The following is a 26,078-nucleotide window of genomic DNA, read 5'->3' as shown; positions in this document are numbered from 1 at the left end:
AGGCGCTCCAATTTTCCTCACTAGGGAATCAGCGCGGCGACGATTGCTGTCGAAGACGCCACCTGGCTGATTTGAAGCAGGTTCTTCCAGAACAGTGAACCACCGATGGGCTTTTCGGGGACGACGATTGTGTCACCTGGGCCGACGCGCGCCGACAGGACATCACCGCGCCACCAGCCGTTCCCACTGCCGCTCACCACGGACCCATCGGACCGCACAACGAAGATCGCGCCCTTATTCCCCAGGTCGGTGGCGCCCCCTGCGCGCCTCAGATACCAACCCGCCGTCCGATCAGGCTCGTAAGTGATAGCGTTTGAGTTGTACACCTGACCCGTCACGACTACGAAGTCGGGACGCTTGGGAATCATCAAAGTATCGCCAGCCTGCACCTGGACGTCGTCCTGAGAATTTGCAAACGCTTTTAGATCTGTCCTCAGATGAATGACGAGGCGGCCTGTAACTGGAGCATTTTTTAAGGCGGCGAGGACCTGCTGCTGCTGTTGTAGTGCGGCGCTTTGCAAAGCCGCCGCCTCCGAGGCGGTGGAATTTATTGACACCTTCACGTTGGTGGCGCTTTGCTCGACCTGCTGGATGAGTTCATTCCGGCTCTTCTCCTGCAGTTGCTTCACTGAAATCCGTTCAAGAATGGCAGCGGTTGGATATGCTGTCGGCAGGAACCCGCCCGCCCGCTCCAGCACTGAACTGAGCCGCTCGCCGGGAGCGATCCCGTAAGTTCCAGGGTGTCTGACCTCACCCCGGATCGTGATTGACGCCCCGATGTCCTTCCAGGCAGGAATCTCCTTGACGGTCAACAAATCGCCGTCCTTTAACACAGGGTCCCGTCCATTGGTTCCGCTCAGTGCCGCTTCCAGGTTGATCTCCTGATGCTGGTCTGTTCCGGCCCCGGAGCTACCAGCAGCGTACCGGGTCAAATCGGCCGTTTGGCGGTCGGCGCTCCGCTTTAATCCGCCCGCCAGTCCAACCAGATCACTGATTCTGAGGTTTGCCGTCAACGGAAAACGCCCAGGCCGCACAACTTCGCCTTCCACGTAAACGCTGGGAGGGTCGGCCCTCAGGGGATTCCGTTGGACCATGATGCGGTCACGCGACTCGAGCAGCACGTTTTGGCTCGGCTCTCCTTCGAGCGCTTCCTGCAAGTTGAGGCTCCTGATTTCCAGCTTGCCGTCAGGCAGATTGCGAACCAGTTGAGCGGAGCCGAGAGAGGCGTCCGGAGAAACGCCGCCCGCCTGATAAATGGCGTCCCTTACGCGAACCACTCCCGAGGTCCGGTACGTCCCGGGATTGCGCACGTCGCCGCCCACTGTTACGGTCGGGGCAAAATTAAAATCGAACCGGCTGAAGATCCTCACCGTATCGAGCGGGTCCAGCTTCGGAGAAGATTCGGGATGAGCCAGGGCTTCGGACAGATCAAAACTTTCGACGCTTGGAGAGTAGTCCGGCGCCCGCAAGCGGATGATTTCGGCGTAATGTGTCGCGGGCTCGGGCAGCAGGTCCGAATAAGACGAAACCAAATCGCTCAGCCGCATTCCGGGGTGAAAGGAGTAGCGTCCGGGGCGCAGTACGTGCCCTTCAAGATAAACCGCGTCCTCGTTGTAGGGCGCTATGGGGAAAATGCGGACGACGTCGCCGTCATGAATGCCGAAGGATTCGAGCTTCTGGTTAATCTCCTCCGAGCCTTTCGGGTTCTGGATATTAAGGCTCAGCATCGTCCGCTTCTCGTGGGCTTCCACGCGCTGGACCTCGATGTGGCGCAGAGTCGCGGTGGGAAGAATCCCGCCGGCCAATTGAAGCACCTGGGCCAGCGTCGCTTCTCCGTGGAGCTCATAGATGGCCGGGCGACGGACGGTGCCCTCCACAGTAACTTCCGGACCCACTGGCGGCACGAGAATTGTGTCGCCGTTCTCCAGCCTTTCGAGGTCTGAGCGCACTCCGTGCAATAGCAGGTCGTAGAGGTCCACGGTCTGGACGAGTTCCTTGCCGCGGTAATGTTTGACCATTCGCAGTGAACCGTCTTTCACCGGCCCGCCGGCGGCAATCAGCGCGTTCAACGGCGTCGAGAGCGAACTGATGTCATACGCGCCCGGGTTTTTGACTTCGCCCACCACATAGACGCGAACGGTGCGGAGCCTCACCAGGCTGACGTCGGCAGAGACGTCTCGAAACTGCGTTCGCAGCGCCTGCTGCACTCTCTGCTGCACGGCGCTCATGGTTTCTCCACTCACCATGAGCGGTCCGACCTCCGGCAGCGTCACGCGGCCTTCGCGGTCCACCACGCGATACACGCGCGACGACACGCTGCCCCACGTATTGATGGTCAAGGCATCTCCCGGACCCACCACGTAACCCGGTCCGGCGGGCAGGTCCATGGGAAGCTCTCCCGTATCCCGTGCGGGGGCGTTTTCGAATACGTCCAGACCGAAGCGCTGAAGCTTCGGAGAATGAGGGGACACCTGTTCATAAAGGTCGTAGAGCGAGGGAATGTCCGAATAGGGATTCGCGCGGTGGACAACTTGCGGTTGCGGAGCTTCCTGCTGGTAGGTTTGCTCCGTTTGGCGGTCATCCGGGGAAGGCCGCAGGAGACGTGACGGAGATCTCTCCCCGGGTACCGTCGCCTGCATCATCGACGGTCCGCCGAATTCCTGCCCCATTTGCATGCGTCCGAAGCTGCCCCCAGGCTGCTGCATCGTGGACAGCGACGGGTAATTCGCAAACGCTGCAAGGCCGCTTGAGTCCTGTCCGTAACCGGAGACGCCGCCCACCCCGCCCAGGTCCTCCAAACCGCCGAGGCTGCTCTGGTCTCCCATATTAATCGCATTCAAAGAACCCAGCGGCAGCGTAGTGCCCATCGCGCCGAGGGAGTTCGGGTTCGATTGCAGGTCCAGAGTCTGGTTGGCCTGGCGCATGTTCAAAAGCTGGTTGTCCGGGTTGTTCAAGCCGGGTTGGCCCTGCGGTGAGCGGAGTATGGGACCCCACTGGGGGAGGGCAGGCGCCTGCTGGGGTTGCAGGATCATTTCCCTTTGCTGGTTGCCGGGCGGAACTTGCTGGTAGGCGGGATAAGTCTGGCCCGGAAACGTGTAACCAGTCGGGACCTGCTGGGTGGGCATCAGCTCCAACCGCCTTTCTGCCGCCGCGAATTGAAGCTGCTGCTCCCGGCCAATTTTCGAATTGGGGTTGACCTCCGGCGTCAGATAGCCGTAACTCTGCAACATGAGGGTGGCTACCGCGCGGAACTTAAGGTCAGTGTCAAGGCGCTCGTAGATTCCCTCCTTGCTCATCTGTTGTTCATCTACCATCTGGCCGTGGTCGGCGGCATCACGCGCGATCCAGTGCTGCAGTTCCACCAGAAGCCCCGGTTGTCCTTCCAGCACCTTTTCGATGTCAGGGGCGGACGCAGCCACGTAATCCAGGTTTTGGCGGGCAAGAGCGGACAAAGGCGTTGCTTCGACGGCCTGTTCGGGTTGCCCGTCCTGCTGCGTGCGCTGTGGCGCGTCCTGCTTTTGCTGCGCGATCAAGGCCGGGCACATTAACAAAACGCTCAGCGCCAGCAGCGCCGCGCTCCCGGCGAATCGCGGGTAGCGGTCCAATACCAATTGCCTGATTCTGAAGCGGACACTCACTGGTAGCCTCCTGCCCGCCGTCCCGGGCCCCTGAGGACGGCCAGAAGTCCTTCTTCAGAAGCTTCCACATCGAAGGAATGGATATCGATAGAGGCCCAGTAGAAAATGCTGCTATTGTGCTCCGGCGCCAGAGCAAGAATTTTCATGTTGGGGAACTTTTCGAGAAGTACGTCACAAACGGGCGGACGAGAGCCGGGGTTATCCAGGGCCACAATCAGGAAATCCGGCTGCTGCTGCTCCACCGCCCCCAGGATGTCGGCTTCATTCTGCACTTCTCCAACGACTTCTATATCCGGTTGGTCTGCGATGGTCGCCAGGATAAGTTCTCGAATCAGCCTGGGCCGGTTGGCGACAAGCACACGCACATTTCGTGTCATGCGGCTTCTGATCATCCTAATAGGCTATCGGCATGGCCACTTCGGAGAAAAGGTACAAAGGAGAGGTCAGGACTGAGGACCAAGCTCCTTAGACCGTTAATGGTACTTAGCACCACGAGAGTACCAATTTCGGCCTAGGTCTAACCCTAGGGGATTACCCCGACGGCAGAAAATGTACGAGTTATTTTCTATAAGAAAACCTGATTGGCTTTGACCAACTCCACCACGGAAAGGCGATCGTCTGCCCCCACTTTTTGCAGCATTCGATGGATGTGGTTTTTGATCGTTTGTTCGGAAAGGTTAAGTTGCACCGCGATCTCTTTATTCGTAAGTCCTTGTGCAAGCAAAGGCACCAGTTGTTGCTGGCGGCGAGTCAACCCCAGTTGCGTCTTCACCCTCATGTTGGGCAAGCTGGTACACGTGCCGGCGACGTAGCGGAAAAGGGACCGACAAAGCCGCGGAGGACATACCGCCTCGTCCCTCGCAACAGCTCGGATCGCCGCCACGACATCCATCGCCGAGGCGTCTTTGAGAACGTAGCCGGCTGCTCCGGCACTCACCGCTTTCAGAAACGTTTCTTCATCTTCTTCCATCCCGATCATTAAGGCTTTCAGGCCGTCCGTCCCTCCCAAAGTGTCCTGGATCACCTGAAACCCGAACGCATCCGTTACCGAAGAGTCGAGCAACAACACTTCACAATCCGAGCCATTCATGATCCTGACACATTCCGGAGAGTAGGCGCCTGCATGAATAACCGAAAACTCAGCCTTTTTCCGAAGGATTCTTGCGAGAGCTTCAAGAAGCAGGCGGTTTTGTGCGAGAAGGAAAATGTTCACTTGGGCGTTCACTTGTCCCCTATCCTGTTTCGTCTTCGCTACGGTCGACTCAACAGCGGTTGTACAGGTCGCCCCGACTCAAATCCCCGGCACTTGCGCGAATGCATGTCGGACCCGTGATCCGGGGCGATCAGTCTATCGACGTGATTCCCCCTCCCAAACCAGGGCCCGTCACAATGGTCGCGCGCGGTCTCATTGTGTCCAATATACGCACAGACCAAATGCTGCGTCAAGGGAAATTACCTAGGCGGTAAATACCAGTTATTGCATATCGTTATTTGGTTGAAATCAAGTAATAGTAGCAGGCGTGTAAAAAATGCTCAGAAAAACGGTGACGTAACTTCCAGTTGAAGCCAGAAGGTATAGCTGCCGGCTGGGCTATTTGCTCTTCGCCTTCCTCCTCAGCAAAACTGGTCGAAATCACACCAATACCTGAGTAGTAGCGTTTGTGCGGCCACGGGAGAGTATCTTCCCCAAAAGTTCCTGATCGCCAGGAACTGGCCTGGGCTTTAGAGGCAATACAGCCAGGACGGGAGCGCAGGGAGGTTATTTTAATTGTAAACGCAGTCGCCGTTTCGCAATCGCCGTGCAGTCAGTTTAAGGGACAAGCGCGACAAAGCAGCGGAAAATCAGTAGATCAAACGTAGCGAAAACTGGATCTGTCGAGAGGTCCCGGCCGTCTTGCTGACAATACCAAAACCGCTGCCCCTCAGCACATTGGAAGGGGTGCCAAAATTCACCAGATTGGGAGCATTGAAGAATTCCGCACGGAATTGCAGAATACCCAACTCCCCGGCGCCCCGCCTTCCAAAAGATGTGTCCTTGATCAAGGCAACGTCGAGGTTGTGGTACTGAGGTCCACGGAACGTATTACGGCCAAGGGTCCCGAAGACCCCCTGGTTGGGGCCAGTACCTCCCGCCACGTGGATCGGCGTCGTAAAGAAGGAGGCGTTGCGCGTGCCAAGTCCAAAATAGTCTTCCCGAACGGCGCGGCTGGTTGAAAAGCTGGGTTGAGCAATCTGGTCCGGCCGGTCTGCGCCCGACGTACCTGCCCCCGTCTGTTCAATGCCGGAGTAAACCGTGAATGGCAGTCCCGTCATCAGAGTTGTAATGTTCAGGAACTGCCATCCCTCAGTTACGGATTTCCCCAACGGCCTCAGGAAGCTGATGCGATTGAAGGGAAGCGCCTGAATGAGGCTTAGGGCAAAGACTTGGGTCACGTCATAATAGGAGGGACCTTTGTCTGCTCCGGGATTCCAGGGGTTTTGCGGCAAGGTCTGAAGAACGACTCCAGGCCCTCCGGAAAGGTTCCCCAGGGCCGAACTCGTGTCATCGAGCGACTTGGAGAAAGTATAACTGGCCTGGAATCCCAAACCCCACTCGGCAGAGTTCTTGCTCAGGCTGGTCTGGAATGAGTGATAGGTGGAATGCGACCGTGTGGTCATCAAACTTTCGGACCCGAAGCCTCCCGTTACCTGGCCCGCGGAGTTGAACTGGGTAAACGGTGCGAAGTCCGGGGAAGCGCCGCTGTAACTATTCGGAGAAAAAATACTCGCGAGGTGCACTCCGGCAGTGGCCACATAGTTGGCGCTGAGTTTGAAAGACCCGAAGTCATGGTCCAGCCCGGCGGTGTAACTTTCGATATAGCCATTGCGAAAATCCTTGGCGACGCCAAAAGTTGAGAGAGCCTGGATCTGATTTCCCGGCGTCAGCGCAGCCAGATCATTCTGGAACCGCTGAATATCGATTGCCGTGTTGGGGGGGACGTCAGCAGTGTTACCCGTCGGAAACACGGGCTGACCGCCAGGAGTGTAAACCGGCGGGAGCTGTACGTGCACTATCGAGTTGCTGAATGGCACGGGAATACCCGGAGCAGCGGAAGCATAAGGAGTGAACAGGTATGGGATGTTTCCAGTCATGAAGTTGTCCTGCCACAGGTTCGTCAGCAGCGTATTGATTGCTCCACCCGCGTGCAGCGTCGTATGATCGTTCAGACGATAATCTACGGATAGGCGTGGTCCCCAGCCACTCAAATCTCTGGTGTAGGGAGGTTGTGGATTCACAACGAAGTTCTGTTTCGCTCCAGGGGCCCAAAAAGGCACGCTGGAGCCGTTCTGCCCTACGATAAGAGGCAACGAAGTCCGCTTGTGCACTTCTGCGATGCGGCTATTTGCCTCGTACCTCAGGCCATAATCAACCGCCAGGCGCGACGTTGCTCTCCAACTGTCCTGGAAGTAAAAGTTGTATGCCTGACGCCGCACGCCCGCCTCATCAAAACGATCGCCGCCCGGAGTTATGTCTGAAATTGCACTGACAGTATACAAATAGGGCGACGCGGTCAGAAAACCTGCCAGCGTATCCGGTAATGGGTCTCCCGGTTGCACATCATGCTGCCCGCTTGCCGATGAAATGGCGACGGGCGAGTATGCGGTCCCACCGCCGAAAGTATACAGGCCGTTGGGATTCAGGCCCCAAATTGTGGCGTCCCTGTTTACACGGATCTCCATGCCCCACTTGAACGTGTGGTTGCCCTGGATGTCGGCCATGTCATGCTTAAACTGCAAGAGATTTCCGAAGGAACCCGTGATGGACCCATCAGCAGAATTGTAAGATTCATAAAGGCCGTCGCTGAAGGTAATGGCGGGCTGGGAATGGTTACTGGCGGGAAAGAAGGGCGTGCTCCGAGTATAGCCAATTGAAGTAACAGAGGTCAGATGAGGTGACCAGGTCCGAGAATATTTCAAGCCCGCATTCCGCTGGTGATCGAAATACTGGATGCCGAAACTGGGGTCGATGGCCGTCTGATCAGGGTTGGTTACCGGGCCGGTGATCTGGTTATAGCTGAAGCGCATGAACAGGGACGATTCAGCCGAAATGCGATGATCGACGCGAATTGAAAACTGGTCCGTTCCTGTAAAAACTTTAGAAGACGCTGCGTATGTCCTGGCCCCATAGGCGCCCTGCGGATCGTTCGGCATCGGGTAACCGTTCAGCACCGGCACAATTTCCGGGCTGACGGGCACCGTCAGCGTATCGCCAGCGTATGCGGTGGTATCGATCCCATTGCGTTCCGCCGCCGTTGGGACGGCAAAGACTTGTGTGGTGCCCAGCACCTGCCGGAACCCCTGATACTCACCGAAAAAGAAGGTCTTGTTTCGTCCATTATAGACCCCGGGAATGACCATCGGCCCTCCCGTCGTAAAGCCAAACTCATTGCGGGTAAAAGGAGGAATGCGGCGCGGATCCATGGCGTTCTGGCGGTCAAAGAAGTTCCGCGCGTCGAACGCCGAATTACGGACAAACTCAAAGACGCTGCCGTGGATCTGGTTGGCGCCGGATTTGGTGACCACATTGGTAAAGCTGGCAGCTCCGTGGCCGATCTCCGCAGGCATCACCCCGGAACTCTGCTGCACTTCCTGGATCGCATCGACATTGAAGTTGGGAAAGGTTGCGCCGCCCATCTCGGGGTCTGTGGTGTCAATCCCGTCCATCGCAAAAACCGTTGCGGTGGCGCGCTGGCCGTTCACCGCAAACTGCTGGGTGAAGTTGGCGCTTCCGTTTGTATCGGTCATGGTGCCGGCTGCCAGCAGCAGCAATTTACTGAAGTCCCGTTCGTTGAGGGGCAGGCTGGAGACTTCCTTGCTGGAGAGGTTCTCACCCCCGGTGGCCCGCTGGGAGGAACCCTCGGCCCCAGCCATCAACTGAAGTTGCTGATTCACAGAAGAGAGGCGCAACCCGGCGGTCAGACTGAGTCCGTCCTTGATGGCAACCGGAGTCGAAGTCCTCCAGGTCTCGCCGTCCTTGCTGGCCGCAAGCTGGTAATTGCCCGCCTCAATGCCGCCAAGCATGAAGGCGCCAACCGAAGATGTGACTGCGGAGTAATCGAGCCTTCCACTCGGTGAGTGCAGCCTGACTACCGCGCCAGCGACAGGATTTCCAGCACTGTCGCTTAGAACGCCGCTCCAGGAGGCGCGAGCAAACCCAGGCGCCGACAACGCGACGATCAAGAGCATCACGCCGCAGAGGGTACGAATCAGGCAATTGACTGAACCGGACATGGAACTTGTATTGTACTCGCGTTCGGCCGTTTAGCCAAAGCCTACGTTGAAATGTTCAGTGAAATCTTAGGCAGGTCGGGCGCCACGTAGCTGGTTGCCACCTGAGCGGGGTCCCAGAGGCATCTCCCATGGCCCTAATCTAAAAGATTTTGCAGCAATGCTTCGATCGTGAAGGCGCCTGAGGACGTCACTAAAACTGAGAACAGGTTCCGCGGACTATTTTCGTAAGAGAGAGAATATCCCCCGCCCGCAAACAACTTCTGGAGCAGAGGTGCAAGGTCCGGCTGAACGGCCTCCCGGGTTTCCGGATTGTTCGGGGCCAACAGGCGGTCATTGATTGAAATCTCGATCTCCTGGCCGTTGAAGAGGAAGGCTGAGTTCAGCCGCGGGTCCGATTCAAAACGGCGACAGGCTTTGAGCGCGGCGGCCGTGGCCTGTCTCAGGCGGTCCTGATTGCTGCCTTCCAATGCGGCCTTTCGATTGTAACGAATGCCCGGGCGGTTGCCGGTATTGTCAACGCTGTAGTTCGCCTCGTGTCCGATCAGGATGACGCCGGGGCCAGCAAAAACGTGGCGGTAGTCGGCCACGTCCAGCAGCAATTCGTCCCAACCCTGCATCTGTATCCAGGAATGAAACACCGGAATCAGGGGCGCGAGGTCGAGTTCCTCATGGTCTTTTTTCAGCAGAAGCTTTACGTTGATGTGCTGCAATTCCATCGGGTCCGGTTTTCTGCGTTCAGACCGCAGCCGGTACTTCTGCCCGGCTGGAGAAGTTGTGCGAGGCTTCGATGAACAGCCCTGCCTCGTCGATCAGAAGGCGCACCGAGTCGGCCGTGTAAGGAACCCCAGCCCTCTCGTGCGCGGCAAACAGATACTGAGCGAACTTGCCGCCCGCGTATGTGTCAAAGAACCTTTGCGTGTCGTAGAACCGCCCGCGGAATTCAGAAACTATCTGATCGGGGTCATCGGGAATGCCGGGCAATTCGGTCTTGACCAGCGCCCTGGCGGCGCGAAGCATGGACTGATAGGCAGCCTTGCCTGCACGCTCAATCTCATCATTTTCGAAGGCCACCTGCGCCTCGAACAGGAGCCTTTCAGCCGCAGCCAGTTCGAAGTCGGTGGCTGAAATCACTTCGCCGGCGCACTCGCCCACACCCATATCGCCCAGCGTGTACTCGCGAGGGTCGCCCCAGTCCCTGAAAAACGAGCGGTCCCTCGCGTCATCGGGCGGACGCGTCAGGTCTTCAAGAAGTTTCTTCACCTCCGCCTTTCCGATCCGCTTGATAAAGTCCTTGAAGCACTCTCCGCTCTGCCGGCCCGCCACGTAGCGGTCGGTCAGGCGGCTCACCACTTCAGGAATATTCTTTGACGGGACGGCCACCACCGGCAAGCCATAGGAGCCTGCGTTGTGCGCCCATTCGCCGCCCAGTACCACCTGGAAGTGCGGCACGGCGTATCCCGACATCTTGCGGCTGACGCCATAGAATCCCAGGTCCGCCACGTGGTGCTGGCCGCAACTGTTGAAGCAGCCGCTGATCTTGATGTGGAGGTCCTTGACCGCCTCATCCAACTGATAGCTTTTTTCGATCAGGCGGTTCCGTAGTTCGCCGGCGAGACCCCGTGAAGAGGATATGCCCAACTTGCACGTGTCGGTTCCTGGGCAGGCGACAACGTCAACAATGCTTCCCGCGCCCGGAGATCCTAGTCCGGCGGCATCGAGCGCCTGGTGGAGTTCAGGCAAGTCGCTTTCACTCACCCAGCGGATGACGATGTTCTGCTCCACCGTTGTCCTCACGGTTTCCTTTGTGAATTGCCGCACAACATCCGCCAGCGCCCTCAGTTGGCGCGCGGTAATATCCCCGATCGGCAGCGTAACCGTCGCAACCACATAACCTTTCTGCCGCTGCGGCCGGATGTTGGTCTTCAGCCATCGTTGGAAGGTCTCTGAACCGATCTGCTGCTGCAACTTGCCCGCGGGCTTCAGGGGATCTTCCTTATACTGCTCAGCTTCTGTGATGTAACCCGTCCATCGCGGGTCCGGCTCCAATATCTTGCGCTCCTCCAGAACTAGTTCGCGGAATTTTTCGATTCCCAAATCCTGGACCAGAAACTTCAGGCGGGCGCGGCTGCGGTTCTTCTTCTCTCCAAGCCGTGCAAACACCCTCGAGATGGCCTGCGCCAGCGGCAGCAGCTCCTCCAGAGGGACGAACGGATCAAACAGCTTTGCCTGATAAGGAACGGCCCCAAGGCCTCCTCCTACATACAGGGCGAAGCCGCGCTTCTCTTCCCCGTTCTCCACACGTATTGCGGCCACCAGGCCCATGTCGTGCAAATTGGCGAGAGCGCAGGCGTGCTGCGAGCAGCCGCTGAATGACGGCTTGAACTTCCGGCCGAATTGCTGGGTGTCCGGATGCCCCAAAAGGAATCTTGAAAGCGCTTTGGAATATGGCGTCACGTCAAAAACTTCATCCTCGCAGACGCCGGCGTACGGGCAGGCCGTCACGTTCCGCACGGAGTTGCCACAAGCCTCTCGCGTCGTGATGTTGGCAGCGGCGAGCCTGCGCATGATCGAGGGCGTATCCTCGATATGGACGTAGTGCAGTTGTACGTCCTGGCGGGTGGTGATGTGTGCGATGCCGTCGGAATATTCTTCGGCCAGATCAGCCAAAGTTTCAAGCTGCGCGGCGTCGAGGCCCCCGCCTGGAATCTTGATGCGCTGCATCCCTGGGGCGTCCCACAGCGTGTTCGGCCCTTTGGTCAATTCGCGCCGGGCGTAAGCCATCTGCTGGACCTTCGTCCCGTCATGCCGCTCGCCGTTGTCATAGCGCTGTCCGTAGGCGCCTCTGCGCAGGCGCGTTTCCGCAAATACGCGGTCTTCGAGCTTGCCTAGCTTCTTCAGGCTGATTTCGGCCTCGAAAATGTCAAGCTCGCGCGCGAGCGCCGGCGGCATCCTTCCCTCCAGACGCTCCCTCCACAATGGATTCGAAACTTTCATCGTGTCGCCGCTCCAAAAATCAAAAACCCACCGCCAGTGTTTGTTCCGACGGTGGGTTCGTATTATTCCTGATCTAAATAACGGTTAAAATTACCCACCACACGCCGGCGCGGATGTGCAACAACACATGCAATCGCCGCTGTGGAGTCTCTTGCCCATAGGACTAAAAGCTATTCTAACGAAGCACGCCTTGAATGTCAACGGCTTTACGAGTCAGTACCTCAAGGCAACGACTTCGTAATCTCTTACGGTGGGGAGATCCGCCGTCATGATTTCGTTCGTCTGTTTGAAGGAAAGGCTGCGGCCGGCGCGAAGCGCCTGCGCTCCGGAAATCTTTTTCCCTTCCGGCACCCTGATGGCAACACGGAGCGGCCCGATTGGATAGAACCGCCGAATAGAAGAACGCATGGCGTTGGGATTCGTGTAGTTGAGGATATGGAGGGCGCATCCGGTCTCTGTTTCCCACGCAAAGAGTTCGAGCAGGCCTTCTCCGTCAACCGTCGCGGGACGAGGCTGGCTTTTCATCAGCCAGTTGACGGAACTGATGACGAGGCGGTTCAGGTCCGGGTTGCCCGATTTCCACGCTGTGCGGGCAATGTCACCTGGGAAATACACGACCCTCCCGGACCCTCCGAAACCTTCGCGGAACACCGCCGTGGGTTCTTCCGTTTTCGCAATGCGCGGATAGACCATTTCCGGCGGATACGCGGGATACTGCGGAATAAGATTGAGGAAACTCGATCCAGAATTCAGGTGACTGACGGGGACACGAAATTCCGTGCCGGGAAGAATTTCCGTGTTCTTGAAAATATCCGAGATCGGATGCGGCCGGTCGATATGCATGTAGCTGTTGCGAACAGGCCCGACCAGATCGCCTGCCGTGTGAACTCCGAAAACGTCCGATAGCCCGAAGTCTTCGCGGCGCACTCCCCATTCATTGTAAAGGGACGTTTCGAACGTCGCCCAGACAGAACCGCCTGACGCTGCGTACCGCCGAATGGCCTGGCACTCACCGTCTCGAAGATAGGCTGCGTTGGGAATCAGCAATGCCTTATAAGGCTTGAGCGCTTCCGATGTGAGATTTTCCTGGTGGACAAAGTCAAATAGGAAACGGCCCTCCAGCAGGGCATAGTAAAGCCCTTGCAGATAATCGGCGGAGTCGATCCGCTCGCCGTTCAGCCGACGCTCTCGCGTCCCGTTTGAGCCATAGAAAGCAATCGTGCTCTGGGGATAAAGCACCGCGATCGTGGCAAGGGACCGCCGGTTGCGGAAGTCAGCTTCGTTCGCGGCCAGCCAGTCATAGAACGCGCGTCCGGTTTCCCTCCAGCGGTTGTCCAGCACAACGCCACCCAGCCGGTGATACCACGGGACCATGCCGCTGGCCGTTATTTGAGCCATCCAGAGCGTCGCTTCCGCAGCGGGCTTGCTCGCATGGCGCCATAGCGGATCGCTCGTGCTGTAGGACCCAATCACGTTCGTGATCGTGCGGCCGTCCATGACCGACTGCGCCACGCGGCCCTGCTGGGCGCAAATCCAGATCGGGTCTTCGGTGGAACGACCCTGATGGTCGGCGTTGAACCAGGCGGCAACTTCGCCGAGCCGCTTGAGGTCTTTCACCGTCCGGATTCCGCCTCCAAGGTTGCCAACGTAAACCGAATCGGGATTTTTTTCCCTCGCCACGCGGTTCCATAAACTCCATACCTCCGAGATGCGGTCCATGTAAACTTCGTAGTATTTTCTATAGACGGGACTTTGCGCGTCGGTTGTTTCCGGTGGAACTCCGCCGGTTTTTTCCTGGTAGATTTTTTGGCAGGCGGAGCAATAACACACTTCAAGGGAACCGGTGCTTGGCCATCCGTTGGTGAAAAAACCGTCGGGACTGTAGCGTTCGTTCATCTCGCGGTAGATGGCGGGCATCTGCTCAGTGAAGTAGGTGCTGAACATGCAGGTCTTGAACAGCCAGGGGCACTCGTCCTGAGGCCGCGGAGATCCGTCGGGATTTCTCTCAAACCACTCCGGATGCGCGTGCAGCGCCTCCTGGTAGGCATAGTTGCAGTCCATCCGGGCGACTATTCTGGTGTTGCGCTTGCGGGCAGCGGCGGCCAATTCACCAAAGAGATCGCGGGCGCCCAGGAACTCACTGCGATGCTGATAGGGCACCTCGGTAGGATAAAAGGCGAGGATTCCACCACCGTTAATAAGGATTGCGTTCACCTTCAGAGACGCCCAGTAGTCCATCCAGGCATCGACGTCGAGCGTGAGAGGGTCGCGCTCATTCAAGTTGAGTTGCCCGCAACGCCGCATCGTGGTGTACCAGGGCTTCGCCGGCTCAGAAGCCTGCGCTGCCGCTGTCCCTGTTTGGCTGACCATCACAGATGCCGCCGACGCCGCGATGAATTCCCTTCTCGTCATCCCCTCCATGAGATTGTCTCCTATGCTTAACGATTTCCGGGCAATCGCCGGAGCAAGCGTATCGGGTTCTGCATTATCGCGAAGAGGCGGGCAGCGCAGAGCTTGAAGTAGGTATCAAGCTCTGCGATTTTCAACAAATAAAAAGTTCCGTCCGACTAAACGTAACGGCAGATCCCTGCCGCCCCAAATCGCCCTAACGCTGCAGGGTCTCTGATGGAAGAACGTCTTCGCAACCTGGTCGTTCTCCGCACATCGCCGCGGAATCGATATCCACCGCGAGCGCACGGTCACACCTTCAGTTTGCGAAGGTAAGGAACGCTGGCCTCCATCATCGGGAGCGCCATTTCGACGTAATAATTCTTGATGCCGCCGACCTTGGCTGCTTCGAAAATATCCTTCCAGTTGAGAGTTCCCTGCCCGATGGGCACGATCTTGCGCGTTTTGGCGTCCCATCCCTGCGCGTGCATCGAGATGAAGCGACCGGGGTATTTGCGGAAATACGTGGCAGCATGGAAGCCTTGCTCGATGGTCGAAACCTGGAATTGGAACTTGACCAGTTTCGGGTCGAGCAGCTTGAACAGCACATCGTAGATGCGCTGGCCATCAACATGGCCGACCAACCAACCCTCATTGTGAAGACCCTGCTGCAGTCCCGCCTGGTGGGCGCGCTCTGCAATGTGATTGTATTCGTCGGCGGCGCGCTTAACGTCGTCCATCGTGGGATTTTTTGGTCCTTCGAGGCTGGCGACCAACATCTGCGTCAAACCGACGTCCTTGGCCCAGGCGATACTGCGCTCCTGGTCTTTCCTCAGTTCATCAAGCCCAAAGTGCGAGCTGACACAGGTGACTCCCGCATCGTTCAGGATTCCACGAAGTTGAGCTCCCGAGTATTTGCTGAGGCCGCCAAAGCCGGAATCGGCATAACCAATCGGCGAGCACAGCTCAATAGATTGAAACCCGGCGCCGGCCAGCGTCTTGATGGTTCCGGGAAAATCCTTGGCGATCATCTGCCGGACGGGCCACGTCTGGCATCCGATGGGCAATCCCAGGGGGTCCGCGTGAAGCTCCGATGCGCCAGCCGACATGAATCCAGTCACGGCCGCGCTGGTGGCCGCAAGTTTCAAAAAATCTCTTCTCGAAACGGTAGACATCGATTCCTCCTTCTCTTCATAAGCAACGTGAGTATCTGCAGCAGTCCAAAGTCTGTCAAGCCACTGACGGGCGCGTAGTGCTCAATCGAGCTTCCAGGGATCGCGTGCTGGCGGATTAAGCTGGGCGTTCGCGGCAGCGAGGTCTTCCGGCTTTCCCTCCGCGAGACTCGTGATGCGCTTGTTCACGGCGTCCCATTCGAGTTTTGTCCCCATGCGAACAGCGATGCAGCCGAGGAGCAGAGCTTCCACTACATTCTGCTCGAATTCAAAGTTGGCGCGCGGCTTGGGGCCGCCCCGGATGGCGTCGAGCCACTCGCGGTAGGCTCCCGGGGATTTCGGCAGATCGTCGGGCGGCGGCGTAAAACTCGTCATGCGGCTTGACGGAATCAAACGCGCGTGCTGGCCTTCAAAGCTGCCCAGGATCTTGCCGTTGTCGCCCACCAGCAACATCCCTTCTCCGTCGCCGCGGTCGCTCATCAGCTCACCGGCAAGGAGCTCGGGCGGGCGTGGCGGGCGCAGATGCGCATCGTACCAATGGATCGTGACCGGCGCCCGGTCCCCACGCGCCGGAAATTCCCAGTGTACGAGTTCACCCAGCGGAAACGTCTCCGGAAACAGAGGCGTTGAGCTGCCGTCCACATTGCTGGGCGCAGTCAGTTCGAGCACACGGAACATCGTATCGAAACTGTAATTTCCCATGTCGCCGATCGAACCCTCGCCAAAGTCGTTCCAGCCGCGCCACACAAACGGAAGATAGACGTGATTGAACGGTCGCTCAGGCGCAGGGCCCAGCCACATGTTCCAATCAAGGCCGTCGGGAACCGGTTCGGCTTCCTTGGGACGTTCGATGCCCTGCGGCCAGTACGGACGTTGCGACCAGTTGTGAACTTCGCGCACCTGGCCGATGACCCCGGCGGCCACCCATTCGGTGAGATGGCGCGTGGCGTCGGAGGCCTCGTTCATCACGGCGACCTGGGTGGCCAGCCCCGTCTCACGCGCCGCCTTGGCCATCAGGGCGCACTCGTGGACGGAGTGGCCCATCGGCTTCTGGCAGAAGACATGTTTCCCGTGCTGTAGAGCGTAAATGGCGACGTGAGCGTGCCAATGGTCTGGCGTACAAACCACCACGCCATCGAGGTCATGCTCTTCGGCAATCAGTTCTCGAAAATCGTTGTAGCTCCCGCAGGGGCGATAGTTCGCAAGCTTGCGGACGTTGCCATAATAGGCGTCTACCAGGCGCGCAGCCGGCGCGCGTCCGCAGGTGGGACCTTTCCAGTCGGAGCCCCACGATGGATCATTCAAGAGCTTCCGCTCCTTGTTCACCAGTTCATCCTTGCCCCATTCGGAATAGTCGCTGCTCTCGCGGTTCACGTCACAGACGGCAACCACCTGTACGTCGGGAATCTTCAGGAAGTCCATCATTACGCGCGTCCCCTGCGCGCCAACACCGATACAGCCAAGCGTGACGGGCTTGCCAGCAGGAACGGGAGCAGCCGCCGCACTCGAAGACCGCGGAAGCAGCGTGAGCGCCGCCACCGAAGCGGCGCTGCCTTCAAGGAATTCACGCCTCGTCAAGAGTGATGATCGCATCTCGTCGTCCCGGTCAGGCATCGCATCCTCCGTCAGGCAGATCGGCTGCAGAGCAGAGCTAATCAGAATGTGGCTGCATGGAGCGGCAACACCATATCACAAATCGTGCCGATTCACATTAGCTCGCTGGGCAATGGGAACTCCTGGGCCGGTCGAGGTGTGATTCCGGACGCAACCAAATCGTGATTCGATACGATGATGTAAATCTTACCCAGTGTTCATCGCTGAAACACATTTTTAGAAAAGAGACGAGGAGTAATCAATAACTAATTTATTATCTAGCAGATGGAAAATTCTGAAATTGTGCTGGGAAAATCCCATTTGTCTCATTTCAGGGCGATTTACGATGAGTAGCCTAGTTATCAAGGCTAATCACTGTTTTGGAAATTTCCGCGGGTAGCGATGCTGGTGGCGACGCCGGCGCAGCGTCTTGGCTCCGCAAAAAGAGCAGTGTGCAACCGTCGCCTGAAGAACCGCCAATCTCGCGGTGAGATATCCGCTCTTTCTGCTTAATCGTTTGTGCCCGTGGCCAGCGCTATTTGCTCGAGGGACAGCTTTTGGGGAGCAGGTCACCCCTATCAAACTCCAGGCACTATCTTGCTTTTGACTTGTGGGTGGCCACTTATTTTTCAGAAGAGTTCATCCTGAAAAAGTGATTGCTCCTCGTCAGGAAGCAAAGCAATGGCTCGAAGTTCTGGGTAGTGCCGAAACAGGTCACGTGGAACTCTGACCGGCTGGTGAGTCAGGATATGGATGAGCTGAGCGGCATTGGCAATCGACTTTCCTCGAAAATGGTTATTCAGGATGACGAATAGTGACTTCGTTTTGTCAGCAACATTTCTCACTCGCATGGCCCAGGGCTTCAGTTCCTCGACAGAGTAAAGGTAGTTGTATCTCTCGGCTGCGCTCTCTGTGCCCTCCGCCTCACGAAACCAAGCCGCGTAATTGCGCCCGTGAAGTCGAACGTACCCCACTGGGGCCGTCACTCGTTCTGTCGGCTTCATGGATTTTCCAATCACGGGCTGATCGAGATTACAAAAACCGATACCCCGCTCGGCGAGCCAACTGTAGAAATCCTTTTTGTCCCATGAGGCGTGACGAACTTCGACAACCAACGGAAAGTCTCCAAAGCGGTCTGCCAGCTTTATCAGGTACTCTCGATTTTCGGGCGTGTTTTTGAATGACCAGGGGAATTGTGCGAGCAATGCGCCCAGCTTCCCGGCGTCGCGCAATGCTTCTAGCGCCGGTCGGAACTCCCGTTCGTTAGCCGCGCTCAGTTCTCTTTCATGCGTCAACTTCTGCCAGAGCTTCGCCGTGAAAATGAAGCGGGGATTATGAGCTACATGCTCGATCCACCCGTGTGCAGTTGACGCGGTTACTGGACGGTAGAAAGTAACGTTGATCTCGATGGTATCAAAGTAGTCAGCCAGGTACGCGGCGGCATGGAAATCGTGTGGCTGCCGTTGCGGATACACGATGCCTCTCCAATCAGGATAAGACCAACCGGCAGGCCCAATTCGGATAGCCGGCTTGGGTATTGTTTCTAGCAATCCCCCTTGATGAGCAGGCGCCATCTCAGACCTTTCGATACTATTACTTTCGCTTTTTATTCGCCTATGCTATCCTCTGCCTTTGAGGGCTGTCAACCCATGAGTATAAATGCTATTCCAGCACACGTGGCAGTGCCGTCGCCACCGAAACCGTGGATACTTCCCACACGGGGCCTGACGGTGTTTTATGGTTGCGCGGAGATGCCCCGGCTGTCGCACTATTTCCTTCCTCATGCTCTCATACAAGGGAAAAACATTGTATGCCTGGACGGGGCCAATCGGTTTGACTCATTACTGATTGCCCGATTTGCCCGGCAACGGGGGTGCGAGCCTTCCGCATTCAACGAGCGCCTGCGCTGTGCCCGCGCCTTCACCTGTTTTCAGCTTACAGAACTGCTAGTGCGCGCGCCACGCCTGCTTGAGAGCTTTCCGGCTGATTTCTTGATCGTCACAGCTTTGCCGGATTTGTATTTCGACGAGGACGTGCGGGACGGCGACGCCTTTGCTTCATTTCGTTGTGCCCTGCTGGACCTGAAAAGGCTCGCGCAGCTATTACCTGTGGCTGTTTTCTCCGGCGCATCCCCTTCGCTCACACCGCGACGGAACTTCCTGCCGCAACTTGCGCGCCAGGCCGATTGCGTGTGGAGATTCAGCGTCAAAGAGGACCACGAGCTTGCGTTTGCTATTGAGAAACCGGAGCAAACACGGCTGGCTTCTTAACTGAGGACAACCTATGGGCCGAACTATTCCTACGTTTCGCCAGCTTATTGAAGAGACCATCCAGCATTGGTCAAAGTTCCGGCGTGCCCTTCGCCATGAAGACCAGATTTATTTCGACCGCATCTTCCAACGTGTTCGCATCTACACCCAGGCCGCAACTTACCAGGTTCAAGACAACCCGCTGGAAGCCATTTTGCTTGCCCTGGCGGTTGACCAGGAAAAGCGCCTCGACACCATCGAACGGCAACTGCGGCAGAAGGGAATCCTCGATGCAAATTACGGGATGGCTGTTCGACCTTTACCCCTGCCCCCAGGGGATGACGCTGTGGGTGATTGAGCCAAACCTCACAAGGCATCGGTTGATTGATTCCTTTTCCCCCGCCTTCTACGTTCACGGTCCGGAAGCGCCTCTCCGCCATCTTAAACAGGTCCTTGAGGGTCGCCATTGGCCACTCGCTTGTCAGTTTACGGAACGCGTTAACCTGTGGGATGGAAATGCGTGGAAAGTGCTACAGGTGTCAGTACACCGGCCCACTATTTTTGCGTCGGTGTGCAGGTTCGTGCGGAAAACTAATCCCATGTTGCGGCTGTTCAATAGCGACTTCATCCTTGCGACCCTTTACTGCTTCGAGAAGCGGCTATTTCCGCTCGCCAAATGTTGGATTGAAGCGGACCCCGAAGGCCGTGTGCTGGCTATCCAGGGCCGGGATGATGAATGGGCGCTCGACTACGAATTGCCACCGTTCCAGATTATGTGGTTGAAACTGCGGCAACCGAACAACGGAAACTCGACCTGCCCAGAGCGAGCGCATTTGGAAGTTGAAATTGAAGGCGAGTGTTGTGAAATTTTCGGGCATGACGAGCCTGCGGCGGAAACTTTCAGCCGATTGCTCAAGCGTTACGATCCTGACGTGCTGGTTTCGGAGCGGGGTGATTCTGTCATCCTGCCCGGACTTCTTCGACAGGCGCGTCAATGCGACATCCCGCTCCCTTTGAGCCGCGACCCCGCCCAATCTTTCCATCGCTCCCAATCGCGCAGTTATACATCCTATGGCCGGGTTCTCTTCAAGGATAGCGCGACAACGCTCTTCGGCAGGCTGCATGTGGACACCCACAACTCCTTCGTTGCGGATAAGTGCGATCTGGCTGGACTTTGGGAATTGGTGCGTCTCACTAAGCTGCCAATTCAATATGCCGCACGTACCACCACGGGGACAGGAATCAGCTATATGCAAATGGAAGTGATGTACCGCGATGGCATCCTGATTCCCGAACAGAAAAGCGAGCCGGAAGATTTCAAGCGCCCGGACCAGCTATTACTCTCGGACCGTGGCGGGCTGATTTTCCCGCCTATCGTGGGCTTCCATGAAAACGTTGCCGAGCTTGACTGGCCTTCCATGTTTCCGACCATCATGGCGAAATTCAACGTGTCTTCCGAAACTGTCAATTGCCGTTGCTGCTCAGAGGGCCCCCTGATTCCTGAATTGGGCTATCGGATTTGCAAGCGCCGCGCTGGAATTGCGGGCCGGACGGTTGCCCCGCTGATTGCGAAAAGACAGCAATACAAACAACGAATTCAGGCTGGTTGCCCGGCTAACCTGCAAGAAACCTATGAGCGCCGCTGCGATGCCGCCAAGTGGATGCTGGTATGTTGCTTCGGTTATCTCGGCTACAAAAATGCCAGAATGGGAAAGATTGAGGCACACGAAGCCATCAATGCCATTGCCCGCGAAAGTCTGCTGAGAGCGAAAGAGGTTGCTGAGTCTGCTGGTTTTCGCATCCTGCACGCTATCGTGGATTCGATGTATGTGCAAAAAGAAGGAGCAACACGCCTGGATTTTGAGCGCCTGGCAGAAATGATCGGACAAGTAACGGGTCTGACAATTTCCCTGGATACCATTCATCGCTACATCGTGTTCCTGCCCTCGAAGCGATTTGAAGGGATTCCCGTTCCCAACAGGTTCTTTGCTGTCTCGGAATCAGGCAAGCTAAAAGTGCGCGGTCTGGAATGTCGCAAGCATGACACACCACCTCTTGTGTCCCGAATGCAAAAGGAAGTGCTGACCGTGTTATCTGAAGCTTGGGACTGGGAGAGCTACTGCCGGAAGCTGGAAGAAGCTCGTGCCATCCTGGCTGGCTATCTCGAACGGCTTGAAGACGGCAAGGTGCGCCCTGAAGAGCTGGTCATCAACAAGCGGCTTACACGCGCCCCTTGCGATTACCAGAAAGCAGCCCAGACAGCAATTGCGGCGCAACAGCTCTACGGGAGCGGGGTGGACCTTCGGCCCGGCGAAAATGTTCAGTACATCATCACCGACGCGGATGCCAAGCTGCCTGACTACCGCGTGCGCGCCTGGCCACTTTGGGAAGGCTGGCGTGGGTATGATGTGAAAGATTATCAGCGTACACTGATCGAAGCCTTCGAGCCATTTGGAGAACCGATTGTTCGGGGCTGGGGAGGATGGTAACGCGATTCGAATCCCAAGGCTCACGCTGTGGGCTAAAGTCTTTCGGCCCTCCGGGCCTTAGAAGGCAGTAGGCAGGCGGCAGTGGGCAGTAGGCAGAAATCAGGAGTCAGGAGAGAACAAGTAGCGTGGCCCCCGGCCTTGAGGTCTGCGGTTCTTACTCACACGAAAGGCCGATAGTCCGAAAAGCCCCGACGGTGGCTACTCGCCAAACCAGCCCCCGGACTGGGGCGGAAGACTTTAGCCCATTCCGCCTTGCGGGATGGGAAAGCGCACCATCAAAACCCAACAAAGCCCCGGAGGAGCGAAGGTAAATAACAGAGGGCAGCCGCTGGCTAATTTGTTCGAATCAGCCGGATGGGGACCGGCGATCCTGCTGCTGCAATGATCGGAGGCGTACCGCTAGGGCCGCCGCCGGGGGGCGCCCCGCCGCAGCTACTGATGTTCAGAATGACCACATCAATGTCATCACTGTTGGTATTATGATTCGCGTCTTTGATGAAGACCTGCATATAGCCAATAATGCTGACGGTGGTTCCTCCCGGCGGCAAGCTGTTTCCTGTATAGACAGGAACGGTGACCACCGAGGGGCTTTGGCTGTAATCGAAAAATGTCTTGCCGACCAGGGCGGGATTGGGGTTGTTTGCTCCTCCGGTGATGGCAAAAGGCGGGCCGATGGTTGTATCAATCGAATCCTGACCTTGATTCAGCCGGTCGCCATTGGCATTGATCAGAGCATTGGTTCCCTGGTTCGTCGGACCCAGGATTTTCCCGTTGGCGGTTTGCAGCGTATCGCCACAGGAAAGCGGAGCGGGAGTACATTCCTTAATATGGTTCCTCAGCGCGGAGCCGCTCGAGGGAGGCGCACCGCCGAAACCCACCAGATACCACTGGCTGGGGCCGGCCACGCTGTGGAGAGTCCAGGGCATGCCGATGACACCGGATGGGTACGTCCCTGGGTGCGCAATCGCGCCGGTGGTGGGGTCAAAAAAGTAACCTGCGCTGCTGGTTCCGCCCCCGCCCTTGCCTTTGCCTGAACCCGACTGGCAAGAAGAATTGACCGGCGACGCGTTTGTCGGGTCACAATTTGGCACCAGGAAGGGCTTCAAGCATGCGGCCGCAAGAGGGGCGCCACCTCCACCTGCCGGATTGTAAGCCTCTGCGGTGGCCGTGGCGCGTACGTTGGACGTTCTAATCCCAAAAATTTTGGCGAAGAAGGTCGAGACGGTGGCCTTGGCGACGACGGTAATCTGGGGTTCCAGGGCGTTGGGATAACTGAAAGTGATGTCGCTGTCCGCAATGCTGGCAGGCCGGCCGGCAATGTAGTTCTGGGCGCCCGCAGCCTCGGCCTGCTGGCGACCACCTGTCTCCTGCACTCCACCCGCCGTGCAGCCGCTCGTTGCACACCCCGTCGTAAGGAAGGACTTGGCGCCGGCCATGGCCGCAGCGTCTGCGGCCCGCTGGGCCTGGGCACGCGCCAGATAGAGATTGGCCATGTCAATCGCGATAGCACACACTCCAAGCAGCATCACCAAGGCAGCAGCAACCATCACCAGCACCGAACCCTCTTCTGCGCCGAATGAGCGGCGGGCCGTTCCCCGGTTCAACATACGTTTCCTCCTCAACTTCCGGTGGCAATATTTTGCATGACTGCGGTCTCGGTTAAGCTGTTCGGAATGCTGAGCCTGGCGCCCGGAACCAGCAGCTTGATGATGTCGTTAAAAAACCAGTTGAAAGGATAGGTCACCGTGACCTGGGTGCCTGTGACCGGACTTCCTCCGGCGGTATACCCGAATTGATTATTGATGGTCACGGTGATGCCTTTGCACGAATATGTCCACGTGGGAGGCCCCGTGGGTGAAGGCGAAGCCGAACTGAGGCACGAGGAGTCAACCCCGGCGTTGGTCATGTAGTTGGCGATCGCCGCGGCGGCGGCCTGTACGGAGCAGTAACCGGACGCGCAATTGGTGTCGCTGAGATTCGTTGAGACCATCACGCGCGCGCCCTCGCGCGCGGCATTGGCCTCTTTCTGTTTCAGATTGAAAGCCCCGCCAAACTGGATGATGCCGACCACGAAGACCAGCAGCAGCGGCAGCGCTAGAGCCAACTCCAGGAGTTGCGATCCTTCCGTTCCAGCGGCGGCGCGCCAGATCCGCATGCGTGCAGATGTTTGCGCGGACGAACGCCGTTGCAGCACGATGCGCAAATTTTTTCTGGTTTCAGACGTTAGGCTGCTCATTGTGGGCATTTTGCTCCTGTCGGCTGGTTTTCGAGCCGCATCTGGGCGTTGGCAGGAATATTGATGGTGGTGGCATTGACCGACGTAAATGGAATCGTCATCTGCACCTGGTATTTGAAGCTGATGGAAATGCCGCACTGCTTCGGGTAGGTGTTTTCCAGCCAGTCCGCCTTCTGGCAGTAATTTTTGACGTTTTTCGGATCGAGGTTGTCAGCCTTCAACGCCGGCACAATGTAGTTGTTGTAGGCGTTAGTATTGGTCGAGCAGGAAGAGTTGGGCGTGTCCGCTTCAACGTTGCCCGCCGCAGCGGAACTCGGCAGCACGGCATAGCGGGCGCCCTCGCGGGCCGCGCGGGTTATGGTTTCGTAGACATTGAAGGCGCGCCCAAGCCAGAAAATGCCGATGAGAAGCATCAGCAAAATGGGCGCGACTATCGCGAACTCGAACACCTCCGCGCCCAACTCAGCAACGGCAATTTCACGCAGGCGGCCGAGGCGGGAATGGATGTGCAATCCGGGGCGTTCACTGCGCTTGCGGACCGGGCTCCGCCGCTGCGTTTCAGCGCTGCACGAATTCAAGCTCCCCTCCGAGATTCAATTCGCCAGGCTCGCCAGCTCGCTGGCAAGTTCCTTGTTCACATTAGTTGCCTCCCTGCTCCTGTGTTTTGTCACAAGGAGGTGACACTCAAGGTGAATTTTCTTCGATTGGGCCCTGTTCGAGATTTAGTGTCGCACGAAATGGGCCAAATTACACGAAAAAAAGCTATTACAAAATGGTTAATGGGATTGAAGCTTACATTCTTCCCGTAGCACAGGCACTCTTGCCTGTGTCTTGGCCGCTTTCTCCACAGCCTCCACAGCCAGGAGTGGCTGTGCTACTTTCCCCACCTGCACAGCCAGGAGTGGCTGTGCTACTCAGGCACTCTTGCCTGTGTCTTGGCACTGTGTGAATTCCATAACCCACAGCCAGGAGTGGCTGTGCTACTTCGGTATCCGTAGCACAGGCACTCTTGCCTGTGTCTTGCCGCTGTGTGAATTCCATAACCCACAGCCAGGAGTGGCTGTGCTACTTTCAGGAGTTGGAAAGGGCTGCCAGCATCCTTTCCCCATCCTTGAAAAACATGTTCTGAAAAGCCAGGACAGCGGAGGACACGGCGAAAAGGTGCACCATGGGATCGTTGAAAGCCAGTCCCAGCGCGGCTGCCAGCAGGTTGGCGCCGATGCCTGCTCCGTGCAGGAGAAGCCGCTGGGATCTGGACGGAGTTAGTTGTTCGTTTGAACCCTCAATCAGCGTGTAGGCAAAAACAGTGAACGGATTGAAAGCTATGGTCAACTTGCCGATCTTGACCCGCAGGGCAGGTCCATGGGGCCGGGCGAACCCAACCTCCCGGACCCGGGCCCCCGCCAAAGTCCAGGCAATCGCATGGCCGGCTTCATGGACCATTGCGGTGACGATGGTGAGCAGGAAAATACATGACGATCCAACGCCCGCGGCTGCGACGGCGCCCAGGATATTCATAGTCGCTCACTTAACTATAGAGTTAATGAATCGCCCGCTTGTTGTTCTGCGCGACTGCTTTCCGCGCGCAATGTTTCCGGCCCGTTGCCGATGGCCTTGGTCCTCGCATCCACCATACCCGGCAAGTGCTCTTTTAGCGCCTACCCCGCCAGGGCGGGGTGGGCATTTTGCCGATCCCGCTGCGGCGGGATCGGCGCTACGTGACCCGGCTGTTCCCCGCACAGCCGGGGCGATAGATTACTTGTTGAAAGGGTGTGAGGAGCGGTACAAATCATCCTCCGGACCCTGGCCCCGCCTGCGATTTCTTCCCTTCCTGTATTGCCGCAGTCCCAAGAGTCCAACCACCAACACGACGGAAACAGAAACGGCCCGGTAGTGTGGACCGAGAAGCCTGGCATACTCAAACTGAGACACAAGATCCAGCAATGCAGGATCGATAGAAATGCCTGCAAGCGCAATGCCAAGAACGGCAGCCGCCACAAAGAATTTCGTGGAGAAGATCATGCCCGTTCACTTTCTTGCTATACCAC

Annotated in this window: 18 protein-coding genes; 3 read left to right on the top strand and 15 right to left on the bottom strand. The window is 57.4% G+C overall.

Annotated elements, in window-relative coordinates; translation table 11 throughout:
* Positions 1–20: 20 nt before the first annotated feature.
* From VFQ24_05705 to VFQ24_05660, 10 genes are all read right to left on the bottom strand, one after another.
* The gene (locus tag VFQ24_05705; protein HET9177837.1) at positions 21–3,638 is read right to left on the bottom strand and encodes an SLBB domain-containing protein; all 3,618 of its coding nucleotides are present in this window, start codon (positions 3,636–3,638) and stop codon (positions 21–23) included.
* Positions 3,635–4,015 (bottom strand): hypothetical protein, encoded by a 381-nt coding sequence (locus VFQ24_05700; protein ID HET9177836.1) that lies wholly within the window; start codon positions 4,013–4,015, stop codon positions 3,635–3,637. Before VFQ24_05700 ends, VFQ24_05705 begins: the two co-directional genes overlap by 4 nt.
* Before the next feature lie 188 nt (positions 4,016–4,203).
* Positions 4,204–4,863: a response regulator transcription factor gene (locus tag VFQ24_05695; protein HET9177835.1), complete on the bottom strand. Its 660-nt coding sequence runs from the start codon at positions 4,861–4,863 to the stop codon at positions 4,204–4,206.
* Positions 4,864–5,480: 617 nt separating this feature from the next.
* Positions 5,481–8,909 (bottom strand): TonB-dependent receptor, encoded by a 3,429-nt coding sequence (locus VFQ24_05690; protein HET9177834.1) that lies wholly within the window; start codon positions 8,907–8,909, stop codon positions 5,481–5,483.
* Positions 8,910–9,043: 134 nt separating this feature from the next.
* On the bottom strand, positions 9,044–9,625 hold the full coding sequence (locus tag VFQ24_05685) for a hypothetical protein (protein HET9177833.1): 582 nt from the start codon (positions 9,623–9,625) through the stop codon (positions 9,044–9,046).
* 19 nt (positions 9,626–9,644) lie between these two features.
* Entirely contained in the window at positions 9,645–11,858 is a 2,214-nt protein-coding gene (locus VFQ24_05680; protein ID HET9177832.1) for a nitrite/sulfite reductase, read from the bottom strand.
* Between the two features lie 258 nt (positions 11,859–12,116).
* On the bottom strand, positions 12,117–14,324 hold the full coding sequence (locus tag VFQ24_05675; protein HET9177831.1) for an alpha-amylase family protein: 2,208 nt from the start codon (positions 14,322–14,324) through the stop codon (positions 12,117–12,119).
* 278 nt (positions 14,325–14,602) lie between these two features.
* Positions 14,603–15,466, bottom strand: a complete 864-nt coding sequence (locus VFQ24_05670) for a TIM barrel protein (GenBank protein HET9177830.1) — start codon at positions 15,464–15,466, stop codon at positions 14,603–14,605.
* Positions 15,467–15,547: 81 nt separating this feature from the next.
* Positions 15,548–17,077, bottom strand: a complete 1,530-nt coding sequence (locus VFQ24_05665; GenBank protein ID HET9177829.1) for a Gfo/Idh/MocA family oxidoreductase — start codon at positions 17,075–17,077, stop codon at positions 15,548–15,550.
* 608 nt (positions 17,078–17,685) lie between these two features.
* A complete protein-coding gene (locus VFQ24_05660; protein ID HET9177828.1) occupies positions 17,686–18,531 on the bottom strand; it encodes a DUF72 domain-containing protein in 846 nt (281 codons plus the stop codon).
* Positions 18,532–18,705: 174 nt separating this feature from the next.
* Here VFQ24_05660 and VFQ24_05655 point away from each other — a divergent pair, with 174 nt between their 5' ends.
* The 3 genes from VFQ24_05655 to VFQ24_05645 all read left to right on the top strand — a co-directional run bounded on the left by VFQ24_05655 (position 18,706) and on the right by VFQ24_05645 (position 21,794).
* Positions 18,706–19,326, top strand: a complete 621-nt coding sequence (locus VFQ24_05655; GenBank protein ID HET9177827.1) for a hypothetical protein — start codon at positions 18,706–18,708, stop codon at positions 19,324–19,326.
* Positions 19,327–19,339: 13 nt separating this feature from the next.
* Positions 19,340–19,663 carry a hypothetical protein gene (locus VFQ24_05650; GenBank protein ID HET9177826.1) on the top strand — a complete coding sequence of 108 codons (324 nt, stop codon included), beginning with the start codon at positions 19,340–19,342 and terminating at the stop codon, positions 19,661–19,663.
* 223 nt (positions 19,664–19,886) lie between these two features.
* Entirely contained in the window at positions 19,887–21,794 is a 1,908-nt protein-coding gene (locus VFQ24_05645) for a DNA polymerase domain-containing protein (GenBank protein HET9177825.1), read from the top strand.
* 332 nt (positions 21,795–22,126) lie between these two features.
* Here VFQ24_05645 and VFQ24_05640 read toward each other — a convergent pair whose 3' ends face one another.
* From VFQ24_05640 to VFQ24_05620, 5 genes are all read right to left on the bottom strand, one after another.
* A complete protein-coding gene (locus VFQ24_05640) occupies positions 22,127–23,401 on the bottom strand; it encodes a pilus assembly protein TadG-related protein (protein HET9177824.1) in 1,275 nt (424 codons plus the stop codon).
* A gap of 11 nt (positions 23,402–23,412) precedes the next feature.
* A complete protein-coding gene (locus VFQ24_05635; protein ID HET9177823.1) occupies positions 23,413–24,030 on the bottom strand; it encodes a TadE/TadG family type IV pilus assembly protein in 618 nt (205 codons plus the stop codon).
* A complete protein-coding gene (locus tag VFQ24_05630; GenBank protein HET9177822.1) occupies positions 24,027–24,608 on the bottom strand; it encodes a TadE/TadG family type IV pilus assembly protein in 582 nt (193 codons plus the stop codon). The genes VFQ24_05635 and VFQ24_05630 overlap by 4 nt, the downstream gene beginning before the upstream one ends.
* Before the next feature lie 493 nt (positions 24,609–25,101).
* Complete coding sequence (locus tag VFQ24_05625) at positions 25,102–25,548, bottom strand: site-2 protease family protein (protein HET9177821.1); 447 nt, start codon at positions 25,546–25,548, stop codon at positions 25,102–25,104.
* 237 nt (positions 25,549–25,785) lie between these two features.
* Positions 25,786–26,052 (bottom strand): hypothetical protein, encoded by a 267-nt coding sequence (locus VFQ24_05620; protein ID HET9177820.1) that lies wholly within the window; start codon positions 26,050–26,052, stop codon positions 25,786–25,788.
* Positions 26,053–26,078 lie beyond the last annotated feature (26 nt).

The organism is Terriglobia bacterium, assembly GCA_035712365.1.
Classification (GTDB): domain Bacteria; phylum Acidobacteriota; class Terriglobia; order UBA7540; family UBA7540; genus SCRD01.
Note: the sequence above shows the minus strand (reverse complement) of the source record. Positions and strands in the feature narration are given on the sequence as shown.